We start from the raw sequence: 14,153 nt of genomic DNA, 5'->3' as shown, positions 1-14,153 counted from the left end.
TCGGGTCAGTGTGCCGCCATCGCATCCGCCGACCCGCCGCCCCCCTTGGCCGGCCGCGTCAGCCAGACAAAGCCGATCAGCGCGAAGAACAGCACCCCCGAAATCCAGAAGATATCGTTGGCGCCGAGCATGGCTGCCTGCTGTGCGATATTGCGCTCGATCACGCCCATTGCCTGGGCCTGGCCCATGCCCATCTGCATCAGGTGGTTGAGCTGGTCATGGTAGGCCGGGTTGTACGGGTTGACCTGTTCCACCAGCTGCGCGTGGTGCAGGGCCGAGCGGTTTTCCCAGATGGTGGTCGAGATCGACGCGCCGATGCCGCCGAAGGTGATCCGCACGAAGTTCGACAGGCCCGTGGCCGCCGGGATCTTCTCTGGCGGCTGGCCAGAAAGAATGATCGACGTCAGCGGGATGAAGAACATCGCCATGGCCGCGCCCTGGATCAGCGTGGGCACCATCAGCGTCCAGGTATCCACCTGCGTGGTGAAGCCCGAGCGCATCAGGCTGACGATGCCGAAGGTGATAAAGGCCGCGGTGGCGACCCAGCGCGCGTCCATCTTCGGCAGGTTGCGCCCGATCACCGGCGACAGCAGGATGGCGAAGATCCCGACCGGCGCCATCACGATGCCCGCATCCGTCGCGGTATAGCCGACGATGGTCTGCAGCCACAGCGGCAGGATCACCAGGTTGCCGAAGAACAGCCCGTAGGCCACCGAGATTGCCACCACGCCGGAGCTGAAGTTGCGGCCCTTGAACAGGCTGATGTCGACAATGGGATGCTTCTCATAGGTTTCCCATGCCAGGAAGAACAGGAAGCCCACGATCGCCACCAGCGTCAACACCACGATCTCGGTCGAGTGGAACCAGTCCAGTTCCTTGCCCTTGTCGAGCATCAGCTGCATCGAGCCCACCCAGATCACCAGCAGCGCCAGGCCGATGCGGTCGATCGGCAGGATCTTGGTTGGCGTCTCGCGGTCCTTGTAGATGGCCCACGTGACATAGGCGGTGATGATGCCCACCGGCACGTTGATGTAGAAGATCCACGGCCAGGTCATGTTGTCGGAGATCCAGCCGCCCAGCAGCGGGCCCATGATCGGCGCCACCAGCGTGGTCATGCCCCACAGCGCCAGCGCCATGGTGCTCTTCTGCGGCGGATAGCTCGACAGCAGCAGCGACTGCGACAGCGGGATCATCGGCCCGGCCACCGCGCCCTGCAGGACTCGCGCGGCGAGCAGCGTTTCCAGGTTGGGCGCGACGCCGCACAGCCACGATGCCAGCACGAACAGCAGGATCGAGGTGATGAACAGGCGCACCGCGCCGAAGCGCGTGGTCAGCCAGCCGGTCAGCGGCACCGAGATCGCATTGGCCACCGCGAACGAGGTGATGACCCAGGTGCCCTGGTTGGGCGCCACGCCCAGGTCGCCTGAAATCGCCGGGATCGACACGTTGGCGATCGACGAGTCCAGCACGTTCATGAACGTGGCCAGCGACAGGGCGATGGTGCCGATCACCAGCTTGCCGCCGGTCAGCGGCCGCGGATGCTGTGGCTGGGGCCGTGCCGGCGCCGGGCTGGCGCCAGGCTGCGCGCCGTGCGCGGCGGTAGGGGAGTTCGCCATGGTCAGGTGTTGGCAGGCTTGGCGTTGGCGGCGCTGGCCGAGGACAGGCCGGTGCTGCGGCCGCCGTTGTTGGCAGCGATGATGCGAGCGATCAACTGGTCAGCGTCCTGCGCGACCTTGTCATAGACATCGGTCTGCATCGGCCTGGCCGGCGCGGCCGCGGCCATGGCGGCGCCTTCCTCGCGGCGCACGTCGACCTTGACGGTCATCGACAGGCCCACGCGCAGGGGGTGGTCCTTGAGCTGCTGCGCATCAAGCGCGATGCGCACCGGCAGGCGCTGCACCACCTTGATCCAGTTGCCGGTGGCGTTCTGCGCCGGCAGCAGCGAGAACGCCGAGCCGGTACCCGCCGAGAAGCCGGCGACCTTGCCGTGGTATTCGACCTTTGAGCCATACACGTCGGCTTCCAGCGTGACGGGCTGGCCGATGCGCATATGCGTGATCTGCACTTCCTTGAAGTTGGCGTCGACCCAGACCTGGTCCAGCGGCACCACGGCCATCAGCGGCGCGCCGGCGGCCACGCGCTGGCCAACCTGCACCGAACGCTTGGCGACATAGCCGGTCACCGGCGCAGGCATCGACGAACGCGCGAACGCCAGGTAGGCCGAGCGCAGGTTGGCGGCGGCGCGCTGCACGTTGGGGTGCTTTTCCACCGTGGTCTGGTCGGTCAGCACCTTGTTCGAGGCCAGTTGCTCGCGCGCGGCAAGCAGCGCCGACTCGGCACCCTTGAGCGCGGCCTGCGCGTGCGAGATCTCTTCATTGGAGACCGCGCCCGAGCCGGCGATGGCCTGGCGGCGGCGCAGGTCGTCGCGGGCCTTGGCCACGTCGGCTTCACGCAGCGCCACGTTGGCGGCGAGCGAGCCGTTGTTGACGTATAGCGTGCGCACTTCGCGCACGGCCTGGGCGAGCTGGGCCTCGGCCTGTTCCAGCGTCACTTGCGAATCGGCACGGTCGAGCTGGATCAGCGGCTGGCCGGCGGTGACAAGTTGCGTGTCGTCGGCGGCGATCGACACCACGGTGCCGCCCACCAGCGGCGTGACCTGGACCACATTGCCGGCGACATAGGCGTCGTCGGTGCTTTCGAAATGGCGGGCGTACAGGCCCCAGTACACGCCGTAGCCGACGCCGGCGACGACGAGCGCCGCGGTCAGCGACAGCAGCATGCGCTTGCGCTTGCCGTTGTTGCTGCTGGTGGCCGGAGTGGGTTGGGCGGGATGCTGGGGATTGCTGGTGCCGGCCGCTTGCTGGTTGTTGCTCATAATGTTTTCTGAAGAATCTTGTGTGCGATCACTGGGTGCGCGGATCAGCCGCGGGCGCCCGCCTGGGTGTTGTCCTGTTGCTGCGCCTGGCCGTGGGCGGCACTGTCGTGGCCTTCGGCGGGCTCCTGGTAGCCACCGCCGAGCGCCTTCATCAGGCCCATCTGCAGGTCCAGCCGCCGTGCCTGCAGGTCGGTCGCCAGGCGACGCTGCTGCAGCACGTTGCTTTCGGTGTTGAGCACGGTCAGCTGCGTGCCCAGCCCGGCCTTGTAGCGCATGGTGGCCAGCGCGTAGGCGTGCTCGGCCAGGTCCAGGGCTTCGCGCTGGGTCTGGATCTGCTTGTCGACACTGCGGATGCTGGTCATGGTGTCGGCGGTCTCGCGCAGCGCATCGACCAGGGCCTGGTTGTAGTTGGCCACGGCGATGTCATAGCCGGCGTACTTGCCCTTCAGGTTGGCGCGCAGCTTGCCGCCTTCGAAGATCGGCAGGCGGATGGTCGGGCCGATGCCGAAGGTGCGGCTGATGCCCATCAGCAGCTTGGACGGGTCCAGCGCGGCCAGGCCCGCGAATGCGGTCAGGCTGACGTCGGGCAGGAACTCCTTCTTGGCGACATTGATGTCCTTCGATGCCGCTTCCACGCGCCAGCGCGCCGCCACCAGGTCCGGGCGGCGGCCCAGCAGGCCGATGGTCAGGTTGTCGGGCAGCGTGGGCGTTGCCTGCGCCAGCAGCACCGGGCGCTGGATCTGCAGGCCGCGGTCGGGGCCCTTGCCCAGCAACGCCGCCAGCTGGTTGCGTGCCAGTGCGATGTCTTCGTCCACGCGCTGCAGGTCGGTCTGCGATGCGGCGACAGTGCCGCGTGCCTGCGTGGTCTCGACCTGCGTATCCAGGCCGGCGGCCAGGCGCTGGCGCGACAGCTCGGTCAGGTCGCGGCGCTGGGCGATGGCGCGCTCGGCCACGTCGCGCTGGGCATAGAGTGCGGCCAGGCGCGCGTAGTTGCGCGAGATCGACGTGGCCAGGATCAGGCGCGAGGCCTGGCTCTCGGCTTCGGCGGCGCGGTCGTCGGACAGGGCGGCTTCAAGCGCGTCGCGGTTCTTGCCCCAGAAGTCGAAGTCATAGGACAGGCCTGCCTGCAGGCGCGACTGGTTCTGCCACGAACCGGCCAGCGGCGTGCCTTCGAACAGGTCGTTGTTGGAGAAGCGCTGGCGCAGCAGGCTACCTTCGAACTCCAGGTGCGGATAGAGCGCGCTGCGGGTGGCATCGGCCATGGCGCGCGAGGCTTCCACGCGGGCGAACGCGGCCTGCAGGTTGGGGTTGTCCTTGACCGCCTCATCGACCAGGGCGCTCAGCTGCGGGTCATTGAACTGGGCGACCCAGTCCTGGGAGGGCCACTGGCCGTGCTCGCCGGGCAGGGTTTGCGACGTTGCCATCGCGGCCGGATCGGCCACGGTCTGGGTGCTGTGCGAATTGCCGAGCGCCGCGCATCCGGCCAGCACTGCCGCGGCCACGGCGGTCAGCACTAGCGAACCGGCACGGCGCACCAGCTCGCGCGAGCGTGCGGGCTGGAGAGATTGGGAGGAGAGGGCTTGTTTCATGTTGTTGCTCCATGACTGGAGCCATACGGTTTCTACGGGCTGATACGGTGTCCGGCTAACCGGAAAAGCTGGCGTGCCGGAGGCCGGCGCGCATGCCCGCTATCCGCTGTTGTTATCGATGATCCGTCGCAGCATGCTGCGCAGCAGTTGGACTTCGTCCTCGGAAAACCCGCGAAAGTGGTGGCTGAGTACCTTGCAGAAGACGGCCGGCAGCCGTTCCACCAGTTCCTGGCCTTGCGGCGTGACCGACAGGTCGACCACGCGGCGGTCGGCGTCGCGGCGGCGGCGCTCGATCAGGCCGCGCTTTTCCATGCGGCTGAGCAGGCGCGTGACCGAACCCATGTCGGTATTCAGCTCGCGGCCCAGGTCGGTGACGGTTGCGGCGCGGCCGGTGGCCAGCATCATCAGGCAACTGGCTTGCGCCTGCGTGATGTCCAGGCTGCCGACCTCCTGCTCGACCCCGTGCGCCAGCATATTCCTGGCGCGCTGCATCAGGTAGCCGACGCTGTCGCACATCTGGTACTGGGCGGGATCGAACGGGCCGGCGGTTATTTCGGCTGCCCGATCGGAGAGTGGGAACTGTGACATCTTTGCCTTTGCAATCTTTGCTGTGGCAAATATATGTTCACGTTTAACGATGTGCAAGAACGGAAATTGGTTATTCCATTTTTCGCAATAATTTTCACTGAGGAAGTGACGGTTCCGGTCAACGCGTCTTGCGCTGCAACATGCTAGAATGTCGGGTTACCTCAGATTCTCCAAAGCGAGACGCAGCAATGACCCGCGCCATCCGAAATATCGCCATCATCGCCCACGTCGATCATGGCAAGACCACCCTGGTCGACCAGCTCCTGCGCCAGGCAGGCACCTTCCGCGACAACCAGCAAGTCGCCGAACGGGTGATGGACTCGAACGACCTGGAAAAGGAACGCGGGATCACGATTCTCGCGAAGAACTGTGCCGTCGAATACAACGGCACCCATATCAATATCGTCGACACCCCGGGCCACGCCGACTTCGGCGGTGAAGTGGAGCGCGTGCTGTCGATGGTCGACGGCGTGCTGCTGCTGGTCGACGCGGTCGAGGGCCCGATGCCCCAGACCCGCTTCGTCACGCGCAAGGCGCTGGCGCTGGGCCTGAAGCCGATCGTGGTGGTCAACAAGATCGACCGCCCGGGCGCGCGCCCGGACTGGGTGATCAACCAGACCTTCGACCTGTTCGACAAGCTGGGCGCCACCGACGAGCAGCTGGACTTCCCGGTGATCTACGCCTCGGGCCTGAACGGCTTTGCCGGCCTGACCGAAGACGTGCGCGACGGCGACATGAAGCCGCTGTTCGAAACCGTGCTGGACAAGGTGCCGGTGCGTGACGACGATCGCGACGGTCCCCTGCAGCTGCAGATCATCTCGCTGGACTACTCCAGCTACGTCGGCAAGATCGGCGTGGGCCGCATCTCGCGCGGCCGCGCCCGTCCGCTGCAGGACGTGGTGGTCAAGTTCGGCCCGGAAGGCAACCCGATCAAGGGCCGCATCAACCAGGTGCTGAAGTTCCAGGGCCTGGAGCGCGAGATCGTGCCCGAGGCCGAAGCCGGCGACATCGTGCTGATCAACGGCATCGAAGAACTGGGTATCGGCTGCACCGTGTGCGCACCGGACGCCCAGGACGCGCTGCCGATGCTGAAGGTGGATGAGCCGACGCTGACCATGAACTTCTGCGTCAACACCTCGCCGCTGGCCGGCCGCGAAGGCAAGTTCGTGACCAGCCGCCAGCTGCGCGAGCGCCTGGACCGCGAACTGAAGTCGAACGTGGCACTGCGCGTGGCCGATACCGGCGACGACACCATCTTCGAAGTGTCGGGCCGCGGCGAACTGCACCTGACCATCCTGCTGGAAAACATGCGCCGCGAAGGCTACGAGCTGGCCGTGTCGCGTCCGCGCGTGGTGTTCAAGGAAATCGACGGCGTCAAGAACGAGCCGTACGAACTGCTGACCGTGGACGTCGAAGACAGCCACCAGGGCGGCGTGATGGAAGAGCTGGGCCGCCGCAAGGGCGAGCTGCTCGACATGGCGTCGGACGGCAAGGGCCGTACCCGCCTGGAATACCGCATCCCGGCCCGCGGCCTGATCGGCTTCCAGGGTGAATTCCTGACGCTGACGCGCGGCACCGGCCTGATCAGCCATATCTTCGACGACTACGCGCCGGTGCGCGAAGGCGGCCTGGGCGAGCGCCACAACGGCGTGCTGATCTCGCAGGACGACGGCGATGCCGTGGCCTACGCGCTGTGGAAGCTGCAGGACCGCGGCCGCATGTTCGTCAAGCCCGGCGATGCGCTGTATGAAGGCATGATCATCGGCATCCACAGCCGCGACAACGACCTGGTGGTCAACCCGATCAAGGGCAAGCAGCTGACCAACGTGCGGGCTTCGGGTACCGACGAAGCGGTGCGCCTGGTGCCGCCGATCCAGATGTCGCTCGAGTATGCGGTGGAATTCATCGCCGACGACGAGCTGGTCGAGCTCACGCCCAAGAGCATCCGCCTGCGCAAGCGCCACCTGAAGGAACACGAGCGCAAGCGCGCTTCCCGCGAAGGCGTATAAGCGCATACGTGCTGTTGCCGGCCACAAAAAACCGCGCCTTTCGGGCGCGGTTTTTTTATCGCGTGCCGGGCACCGGCTCCAGTGCCGGCGCGCGCGGGCTGCGCCACTCGGGCGGCTTCCACAGATAGCGCGGGTCACGGTCGCGCCAGGCATCGGCGAACAACTCTCGCCATTCATGGAAGGTCAGCGTCAATGGGTTATGGGTACGCACCTGGCGCGTGATGCCGTAGACCGGCGCCTCGCGTTCGGGGACGAAGGTGCCGAACAGCCGGTCCCAGATCGTCAGCACGCCTGCGTAGTTGCGGTCGATGTACTGCGGATTCTTCGCGTGGTGCACGCGGTGGACCGACGGCGTGTTCAGCAGCGACTCGACCAGCGGCCAGCGCTGCCCCAGCCGCGTATGCACGAAGAACTGGAACGCCAGGTTCAGGCCCACCGCCAGGATCACCCAGTCCGGCGTGAAGCCGATCCACGCCAGCGGAATCCAGAACAGCCACATGCCCGAGAGCGGATACGTCAGGCTCTGCCGGAACGCCGTGGAGAAGTTCATGCCCTCGGACGAATGGTGGGTCACGTGCGATGCCCACAGCCAGCGCACGCGGTGGCTGGCGCGATGGAACCAGTAGTAGAGGAAGTCCTGCAGCAGCAACAACAGTGCAAATGACCACAGGGTCTGCGGCATGGCGCGCAGGCCATGCTGGTAGCACCACGTATAGACCGTGCGGATCATCAGCCAGAGGAAGAACGCATCCGAGGCCTGGTGCATCAGCGCCAGCGCCGCGTTGGATACGGTATCGCGCAGGCTGTAGACGCGTGCGTCGCGGCGCGCCCAGTACCAGGCTTCGGCGCCGATGGTCAGCAGGAAGACCGGCGCGAACGCCAGCAGCACGAGTCCGGGATCGAGCGATTCAGTGTTCATTCCGCCAGTTTGCATATTCCGTGCGGAATTGCTACGAGGGCTTCCTCCAAACGGCGTTGTGCGCAGCTTGCGCGGCGCATCCGGCACATCGGGGGATGATGTACCACCATGCAATTCTGTCACGCGTGTGAAGGCGGTCAATACCGGTAAAGGATGCGGCCTGCGCGCCGTAGTTGGTCAGGGCAGCGGCGCGGCGCGCGTCGCTGATTTCCACAGTTCCTCTTCCCCCGGAGCCTTAATGTTCAAGAACGCGACTATCGGAGCCAGATTGTGGTTCCTCACCATCGTCACGAATTTGCTATTGCTGATTGTCGGCGCGGTCGGCTGGCTAGGCATGTCGCGCAGCAACGAGGCCACGCACCAGATCTATGAGCAGCAGCTGTCGGCGGCGGTCAATCTGGCCGAAGCGCGCTCGAACCAGTTGCTGGTTCGTGTGCTGCTCGACCAGGCCACCTTTGCCACCGACCCCGCCGATGCGAAAGCGCGCGCCGCGACCGCGGAAGGCTTTGCGCGCGATTCGGAGAAAGCCTGGAAGGCCTATCTGGCCTTGCCGCGCCCGGCTGAGGAGGCCAGGGTGGTGGAGGATGTCAGCGCCAAGCGCGATGCGCTGTTCGGGCAGGGCGTGACGCCGATGATCGCCGCGCTGCATGCCGGCGACCGCGATGGCATGATGAAGGCCGTGCTCGAAACCATCCCGAAGCTCGACATCGCCTTCACCGCCGTCAACACCGAGCTGAACAAGCTGCAGGTTGCCAGCGCGAAGCAGGTCTACGAGACGTCGCAACAGCGCTACCGCAACCTGTTCATGCTGTCGGTGTGCGTGCTGGTGGTGGGCCTGGTCTTCAGCACGGTGGTGGCATGGCGCCTGCGCCGGTCGATCGTGCAGCCGCTGGATACGGCGATTGCGCGCTTCGAGAAGATCGCCGGCGGCGACCTCAGTGTGGCGGCATCCAGTGGCGACGTGCTCGCCGACGAAGCGGCCCGCAACGAGACCGCGCGCATGCTCGGCATGCTGGGCCGGATGCAGGCCAGCTTGGTGGCCATGGTGGGCGACGTGCGCGGCGGCGCGGACTCGATTGCCGCGGCCAGCAAGCAGATCGCCAGCGGCAATGCCGACCTGTCGCAGCGCACCGAGCAGCAGGCGGCCTCGCTGGAAGAGACCGCTTCGAGCATGGAGGAGCTGACCAGCACCGTGCGCCAGAATGCCGACAGCGCGCGTGAGGCGCGCGCGCTGGCAACGGATGCCGCGACCCTGGCCGGGCGCGGCAGCGATGCGGTCCTGCGCGTCGTCGATACGATGCAGTCGATCGACGCCAGCTCGGGCAAGATCGTCGACATCATCGACGTGATCGAGAAGATCGCGTTCCAGACCAACATCCTGGCGCTGAACGCCGCGGTGGAAGCCGCGCGCGCCGGCGAGCATGGCCGCGGCTTTGCCGTGGTGGCCGGCGACGTGCGCGACCTGGCGCAGCGCTGCGCCGGTGCGTCCAAGGAAATCCGCACGCTGATCGGCGCCTCGGTGGCCAATGTGCGCGAAGGCTCGGAGCTGGTCGATAACGCGGGCCGTGCAATGCAGGACATCGTCGATGCGGTGCGGCGTGTCAGTGCCATCATCGGCGATATCAGCTCGGCCTCCGATGAGCAGTCCAACGGCATCGAGCAGGTCAATGTGGCCGTGTCGCAGATGGACAGCATGACGCAGCAGAATGCTGCGCTGGTGGAGCAGGCGGCAGCCGCGGCCGCGTCGCTCGAAGACCAGGCACAGCGCCTGACCTCGCTGGTCGCGACGTTCCGGCTGGCCTGATGAGCAAGGGTGGGCGGAGCGCAGGCGCAGCGTTCGCGCATGCGCCGCAAGCTGCCCACAGGGGTGCGCTTGCCAATGCGACTGGCGTAAAATCGCGAGTTGCATTGGAGGAGTACGACATGACTGAATTCGTCACGACCGAGGTCCGCGGTGGCATCGGATACCTGACGCTGAACCGCCCGCAGGCGCTCAACGCCCTGTCGCTCGACATGATCCGCGCCATCACCCAGGCACTGCAGGCGTGGGCCGCCGCGCCGGAGGTGGTGGCGGTGGTGGTCGCCGGTGCCGGCGGCAAGGCATTCTGCGCCGGCGGCGATATCCGCTATTTCCACCAGGCCGCGCACGCAGGCGATCCGCTGCTCGACCAGTTCTTTGTCGAGGAATACGCGCTCAACTTCCTCATCCACCGCTACGCCAAGCCCTATATCGCGCTGATGGACGGCGTGGTGATGGGTGGCGGCATGGGCATCTCGCAAGGCGCCAGGCTGCGCCTGGTCACCGATCGCACCCGGATGGCCATGCCGGAAACCAATATCGGCCTGTTCCCGGATGTCGGTGGCGGCTGGTTCCTGGCGCGCACGCCGGGGCGCATCGGCGAGTACCTGGGCCTGACCGGTACCGTGATCCACGCCGCCGACGCGCTTCACGCCGGGCTGGCCGACACCTACCTGCCGGGCAACCGCCTGGCGGAACTGGTCGATTCGCTGCGCACGCTGCAGTTTGCCAGCGGCGACGCGGTGCTGGCGCATATCGAAGGCTTCACCGCCCCGCACCGCGATGATTGCGTGCCGGCGCAAAGCACGCTGGCCGGGCTGTCGGCGCAGATCGATGCCCTGTTCGCCGGCAACACCATGCCGGACATCCTTGCCGCCGTCAGCGACGCCCCGGGTGACTGGGCCGCGCAGACCGCCGCCATGCTGCGCAGCCGCTCGCCGCTCATGCTGTGCGTGACGCTGGAGCAGATCCGCCGCGCACGCAGCATGACGCTGGAAGATGAACTGCGCATGGAGCTGGACATGATGCACTACGTGTTCCGCAAGGGCGACGGCGTCGAAGGCATCCGCGCGCTGGCCGTCGACAAGGATCACAAGCCGCGCTGGCAACACGCCCGGCTCGATGAAGTCAGCCGCGAGAAGGTGATGTCGTTCTTCGACAGCCCGTGGCATGCCGGGGATCACCCGCTGGTGGCGCTCGGCAAGACTGCCTGAGATCCGCTGCGCAGGACATGCCGGCTCCGACTCGGGTAGAGTGACGGCTGGACTGGCGCCCGCGGCCCGGGCATTCCTGGCCGCGGGCGCCGTCTGTGCCATTCCGTTCGCACAGTCAAAGGAGCCGCAATGAGTAATCCGCGCGATGTCGTTGTACTGGTGGGAAGCCTGCGCAAGGAGTCGTACAACCGCAAGCTGGCCAAGGCGCTGATCGCGCTGGCGCCGCCGCAGCTCAAGCTGGAGATCGTCGAAATCGGTGCCCTGGAGCTATACAACCAGGATTTCGATGGCAATCCGACCCAGGCCTGGACCACCTTCCGCGACCGCGTCCGCCGTGCCGACGCCGTGCTGTTCGTGACCCCGGAATACAACCGCTCCGTGCCCGCCCCGCTGAAAAACGCCATCGACGTGGGTTCGCGCCCTTATGGCAGCAGCGTCTGGGACGGCAAGCCTGGCGCCATCATCAGTGGTTCGCCCGGGGCCATCGGCGGATTCGGTGCCAACCAGCACCTGCGCCAGTCGATGGTGTTCCTTAATGTCCCGATGCTGCAGCAGCCTGAGGCGTATATCAGCGGCGTCGACAAGCTGTTTGATGAGCAGGGCGGCATCGCCAATGAGTCGACCAAGGGCTTCCTTGGCAAGTTTCTGACGACGTTTGCCAGCTGGATCGAGCGGACCGCGCCGCGCTGAAACGACTGGGGCGGGGCGCAGCGAACCTTGGCGCGGTAGCCTATACTCTCGTCTTCTCGCGGGCCGCTTGCCTCGCGCGCGGTCCTTGCGACCCTGGGGTGCCGTGATCGGCATATGTCATCGCCATGCGCCCCCGGGCCTGCCGACGCTACTCCGCTCGGACCGCCCCAAACTGCCGTATTTTCATGAACGTGAATCCCCGCCGCATTTCGGTCGCGCCCATGATGGACTGGACCGACTGTCATTGCCGCATGTTCCACCGCCAGCTCAGCCGCCACACCTGGCTGTACACCGAGATGGTGACCACCGGCGCGCTGCTGCATGGCGACGTGCCGCGCCACCTGGATTTCGATGCGGCCGAACACCCGGTCGCGCTGCAACTGGGCGGCAGTGAGCCGGCCGACCTCGCCATGGCGGCGAAGCTGGGCCAGCAGTGGGGCTATGCGGAAATCAACCTGAACTGCGGCTGCCCGTCCGAGCGCGTGCAGCGCGGCGCCTTCGGTGCCTGCCTGATGGCCGAGCCGCAACTGGTGGCTGACTGCGTGAAGGCGATGCGCGACGCGGTGGACATCCCGGTCACCGTCAAGCATCGCATCGGCATCGACAAGATCGAGCACTATGATTTCGTCCGCGACTTTGTCGGCAAGGTGGCCGAGGCGGGCTGCGGCACGTTTATCGTCCATGCGCGCAATGCGATCCTGAAGGGCCTGAGCCCGAAGGAGAACCGCGAGATTCCGCCGCTCCGATACGAAGTCGCCTACCAGCTGAAGCAGGAGTTTCCCGATCTGGAAATCCTGATCAACGGCGGCATCGTCAGCTATGACGAGATGGCGGCACATCTCGAACACGTTGATGGCGTGATGATCGGGCGCGAGGCCTATCACCAGCCCTATGTATTGGCGGAAATGGATGCGCGCTTCTATGACGATGCGAGCGCCCCGGTGCCGTCGCGGCTCGATGTCGAACTGGCGATGCAGCGCTATATCGGCGACCTGGTGGAACGGGGCGGGTATATGGGGGCCGTGACGCGGCATATGCTTGGCCTGCATCGCGGCATGGCCGGCGGACGTGGCTGGCGCCGCGTGCTGTCGGATGCGAAGCGGATGAACGCGGCGCGCACGCGGGCACATGTGGATGCGCTGTTCGAAGAGGCCCGCACGCATTTGCGGCCGCAGGCCCGGGAGCCGCTGGCCGCGTAGGCGCTTGCGGCCAGCGTGCGCGATGCCGAGGTCGCGCTCTAACTCCGAATCGCGAAAGTATGCATGGCTGCGCGGGGGTACCGCGCGCCGCACTTGCCATGCCTGATTGCCTGGAAACCGGCACCAGGAAAGGGATTCCCCTAATTCGCTGAGGCAGGGCACTTTCTTACACTGTGCCTGCCCTCGAATACAGGGCTTTCTTCAACTGATTATTAGCCCGCTTCGGCGGGCTTTTTTTTCGTCGGCGTTGTTATGGCTCGCCGCTCTTCGTTTACCCGAATGGTGCATTCCCGGGATGGCCGTTACAGTGCAACGGCCTTCAGGGCATTTGAGATCGCTAAAGTTAAGAGTCCGCGCTGCGGACTCTTTTTTTGCGCGCTCGTCTTGCATGCACCAAGCGAGGAGATTAGACGGTCATCGTCATAAAGAGTTCCATCGGCCACGCGGCCTATCTCGTATGGCTGATGCCCACGTCCAGCGTGCCGTACGTCGTAATGCTCGATTCCCTGCCGTCGGCCCCGCCGGAAGCGCAGCCGCCGAGCATGGCCGCCAGGGCCGCCACGGCAAAAATCTTCGCCGGCCATCTACACTTGATCTGCATGCCCGCTCCCCGCGTTCAATCACGTCGGTTGGGCTCGCGCATGGGCGCAAGGTTCCGTCGCCAGGGGCTCGCGGAAGTACCGGCTGGGACGGGGGCAAAAAGACGCAGGCGGCCCGATGGGGCGGGCCGCCTGACGGGAAGGTCGAGGGGGGTCAATGTCCCTCAGGCACGAGTATCGCTTCGGGCACGTGCCGCATGAACCCTGCGGAGGTAGGGGCTGTGCACAGCATAATTCCGCTCCGATGGCCAGATGCGGTCTGGCGCCTGCTGGTGGGAGCGACCTGCCAGGCGGGCCGTGATACGATGCCTCGCACTGTCCCAGGCGAGACAAGGCAACGTATGCGGACCGTGCCGGCAGGGGGAACAGCATGGAAAAAGACAACGTGGAAAACGAAGCGCCGTTCGGCGTCGTTCATGAAGACTTCCGGGTGGTTTGGGTGGCCGAGCAACTGCAGGACGGCAAATGGACGGCACGTTACTGCTGGCATCCCGGCACTTCCGAAGCGGCAGGGAAGGCATTGCACGAGGCCGTGCTGAACGGCAAGTCGCGCCGGCTGCTGGGTCAGTTCGATACCGAGGCCGAGACCATCGAAGCCATCAAGCAGGCAGTGCTGCTGGAGGCAAAGTGGAGTCCATCACGGACCTGATCGGTCCCGTCGAAAAAATTTGTG

The 14,153-nt window shown here is 65.9% G+C and carries 12 protein-coding genes; 6 read left to right on the top strand and 6 right to left on the bottom strand.

Going from position 1 to position 14,153, the window contains the following annotated elements:
* Positions 1-5 precede the first annotated feature (5 nt).
* From ACREYQ_RS09645 to ACREYQ_RS09630, 4 genes are all read right to left on the bottom strand, one after another.
* Positions 6-1,616: a DHA2 family efflux MFS transporter permease subunit gene (locus ACREYQ_RS09645; RefSeq protein ID WP_432257421.1), complete on the bottom strand. Its 1,611-nt coding sequence runs from the start codon at positions 1,614-1,616 to the stop codon at positions 6-8.
* Positions 1,617-1,618: 2 nt separating this feature from the next.
* A complete protein-coding gene (locus ACREYQ_RS09640; protein WP_432257420.1) occupies positions 1,619-2,875 on the bottom strand; it encodes an HlyD family efflux transporter periplasmic adaptor subunit in 1,257 nt (418 codons plus the stop codon).
* 44 nt (positions 2,876-2,919) lie between these two features.
* Positions 2,920-4,464, bottom strand: coding sequence for an efflux transporter outer membrane subunit (locus ACREYQ_RS09635; RefSeq protein WP_432257419.1), 1,545 nt, complete (start codon positions 4,462-4,464; stop codon positions 2,920-2,922).
* A 99-nt stretch (positions 4,465-4,563) separates the two neighbouring features.
* The gene (locus ACREYQ_RS09630; RefSeq protein WP_432257418.1) at positions 4,564-5,052 is read right to left on the bottom strand and encodes a MarR family winged helix-turn-helix transcriptional regulator; all 489 of its coding nucleotides are present in this window, start codon (positions 5,050-5,052) and stop codon (positions 4,564-4,566) included.
* 188 nt (positions 5,053-5,240) lie between these two features.
* Between ACREYQ_RS09630 and typA the strand changes: the two genes are divergently transcribed.
* Positions 5,241-7,061 (top strand): translational GTPase TypA, encoded by a 1,821-nt coding sequence (gene typA, locus ACREYQ_RS09625; protein WP_432257417.1) that lies wholly within the window; start codon positions 5,241-5,243, stop codon positions 7,059-7,061.
* Positions 7,062-7,116: 55 nt separating this feature from the next.
* On the opposite strand, the gene ACREYQ_RS09620 is transcribed toward typA, so the two are convergent.
* Positions 7,117-7,980 (bottom strand): sterol desaturase family protein, encoded by an 864-nt coding sequence (locus ACREYQ_RS09620; protein WP_432257416.1) that lies wholly within the window; start codon positions 7,978-7,980, stop codon positions 7,117-7,119.
* 238 nt (positions 7,981-8,218) lie between these two features.
* On the opposite strand from ACREYQ_RS09620, the gene ACREYQ_RS09615 reads away from it, so the two are divergent.
* The 4 genes from ACREYQ_RS09615 (at position 8,219) to dusA (ending at position 12,881) form a co-directional block, all read left to right on the top strand.
* Positions 8,219-9,784, top strand: coding sequence for a methyl-accepting chemotaxis protein (locus ACREYQ_RS09615; protein WP_432257415.1), 1,566 nt, complete (start codon positions 8,219-8,221; stop codon positions 9,782-9,784).
* Positions 9,785-9,903: 119 nt separating this feature from the next.
* Entirely contained in the window at positions 9,904-10,992 is a 1,089-nt protein-coding gene (locus tag ACREYQ_RS09610) for an enoyl-CoA hydratase/isomerase family protein (protein WP_432257414.1), read from the top strand.
* A 129-nt stretch (positions 10,993-11,121) separates the two neighbouring features.
* A complete protein-coding gene (locus ACREYQ_RS09605; protein WP_432257413.1) occupies positions 11,122-11,682 on the top strand; it encodes an NADPH-dependent FMN reductase in 561 nt (186 codons plus the stop codon).
* A gap of 185 nt (positions 11,683-11,867) precedes the next feature.
* Positions 11,868-12,881: a tRNA dihydrouridine(20/20a) synthase DusA gene (gene dusA, locus ACREYQ_RS09600; RefSeq protein ID WP_432257412.1), complete on the top strand. Its 1,014-nt coding sequence runs from the start codon at positions 11,868-11,870 to the stop codon at positions 12,879-12,881.
* A 448-nt stretch (positions 12,882-13,329) separates the two neighbouring features.
* Here the strand turns inward: dusA and ACREYQ_RS09595 are convergent, their stop codons facing one another.
* Positions 13,330-13,482 carry a hypothetical protein gene (locus tag ACREYQ_RS09595; RefSeq protein WP_432257411.1) on the bottom strand — a complete coding sequence of 51 codons (153 nt, stop codon included), beginning with the start codon at positions 13,480-13,482 and terminating at the stop codon, positions 13,330-13,332.
* Between the two features lie 368 nt (positions 13,483-13,850).
* Here ACREYQ_RS09595 and ACREYQ_RS09590 point away from each other — a divergent pair, with 368 nt between their 5' ends.
* Complete coding sequence (locus tag ACREYQ_RS09590; protein ID WP_432257410.1) at positions 13,851-14,129, top strand: hypothetical protein; 279 nt, start codon at positions 13,851-13,853, stop codon at positions 14,127-14,129.
* The last annotated feature ends 24 nt before the right edge of the window (positions 14,130-14,153 follow it).

This window comes from Cupriavidus sp. TMH.W2 (assembly GCF_050847365.1).
Lineage (GTDB): Bacteria > Pseudomonadota > Gammaproteobacteria > Burkholderiales > Burkholderiaceae > Cupriavidus.
This window is presented reverse-complemented; position numbering and strand designations above follow the sequence as displayed.

Bases quoted from the DNA above. Each gene is read 5' to 3' on its own strand.
- ACREYQ_RS09605 (WP_432257413.1), top strand. From the start codon at position 11,122: ATGAGTAATCCGCGCGATGTCGTTGTACTGGTGGGAAGCCTGCGCAAG.
- ACREYQ_RS09645 (WP_432257421.1), bottom strand. From the start codon at position 1,616: ATGGCGAACTCCCCTACCGCCGCGCACGGCGCGCAGCCTGGCGCCAGC.
- ACREYQ_RS09640 (WP_432257420.1), bottom strand. From the start codon at position 2,875: ATGAGCAACAACCAGCAAGCGGCCGGCACCAGCAATCCCCAGCATCCC.
- ACREYQ_RS09630 (WP_432257418.1), bottom strand. From the start codon at position 5,052: ATGTCACAGTTCCCACTCTCCGATCGGGCAGCCGAAATAACCGCCGGC.
- ACREYQ_RS09590 (WP_432257410.1), top strand. From the start codon at position 13,851: ATGGAAAAAGACAACGTGGAAAACGAAGCGCCGTTCGGCGTCGTTCAT.
- dusA (WP_432257412.1), top strand. From the start codon at position 11,868: ATGAACGTGAATCCCCGCCGCATTTCGGTCGCGCCCATGATGGACTGG.
- ACREYQ_RS09635 (WP_432257419.1), bottom strand. From the start codon at position 4,464: ATGAAACAAGCCCTCTCCTCCCAATCTCTCCAGCCCGCACGCTCGCGC.
- ACREYQ_RS09615 (WP_432257415.1), top strand. From the start codon at position 8,219: ATGTTCAAGAACGCGACTATCGGAGCCAGATTGTGGTTCCTCACCATC.
- ACREYQ_RS09620 (WP_432257416.1), bottom strand. From the start codon at position 7,980: ATGAACACTGAATCGCTCGATCCCGGACTCGTGCTGCTGGCGTTCGCG.
- ACREYQ_RS09610 (WP_432257414.1), top strand. From the start codon at position 9,904: ATGACTGAATTCGTCACGACCGAGGTCCGCGGTGGCATCGGATACCTG.
- ACREYQ_RS09595 (WP_432257411.1), bottom strand. From the start codon at position 13,482: ATGCAGATCAAGTGTAGATGGCCGGCGAAGATTTTTGCCGTGGCGGCC.
- typA (WP_432257417.1), top strand. From the start codon at position 5,241: ATGACCCGCGCCATCCGAAATATCGCCATCATCGCCCACGTCGATCAT.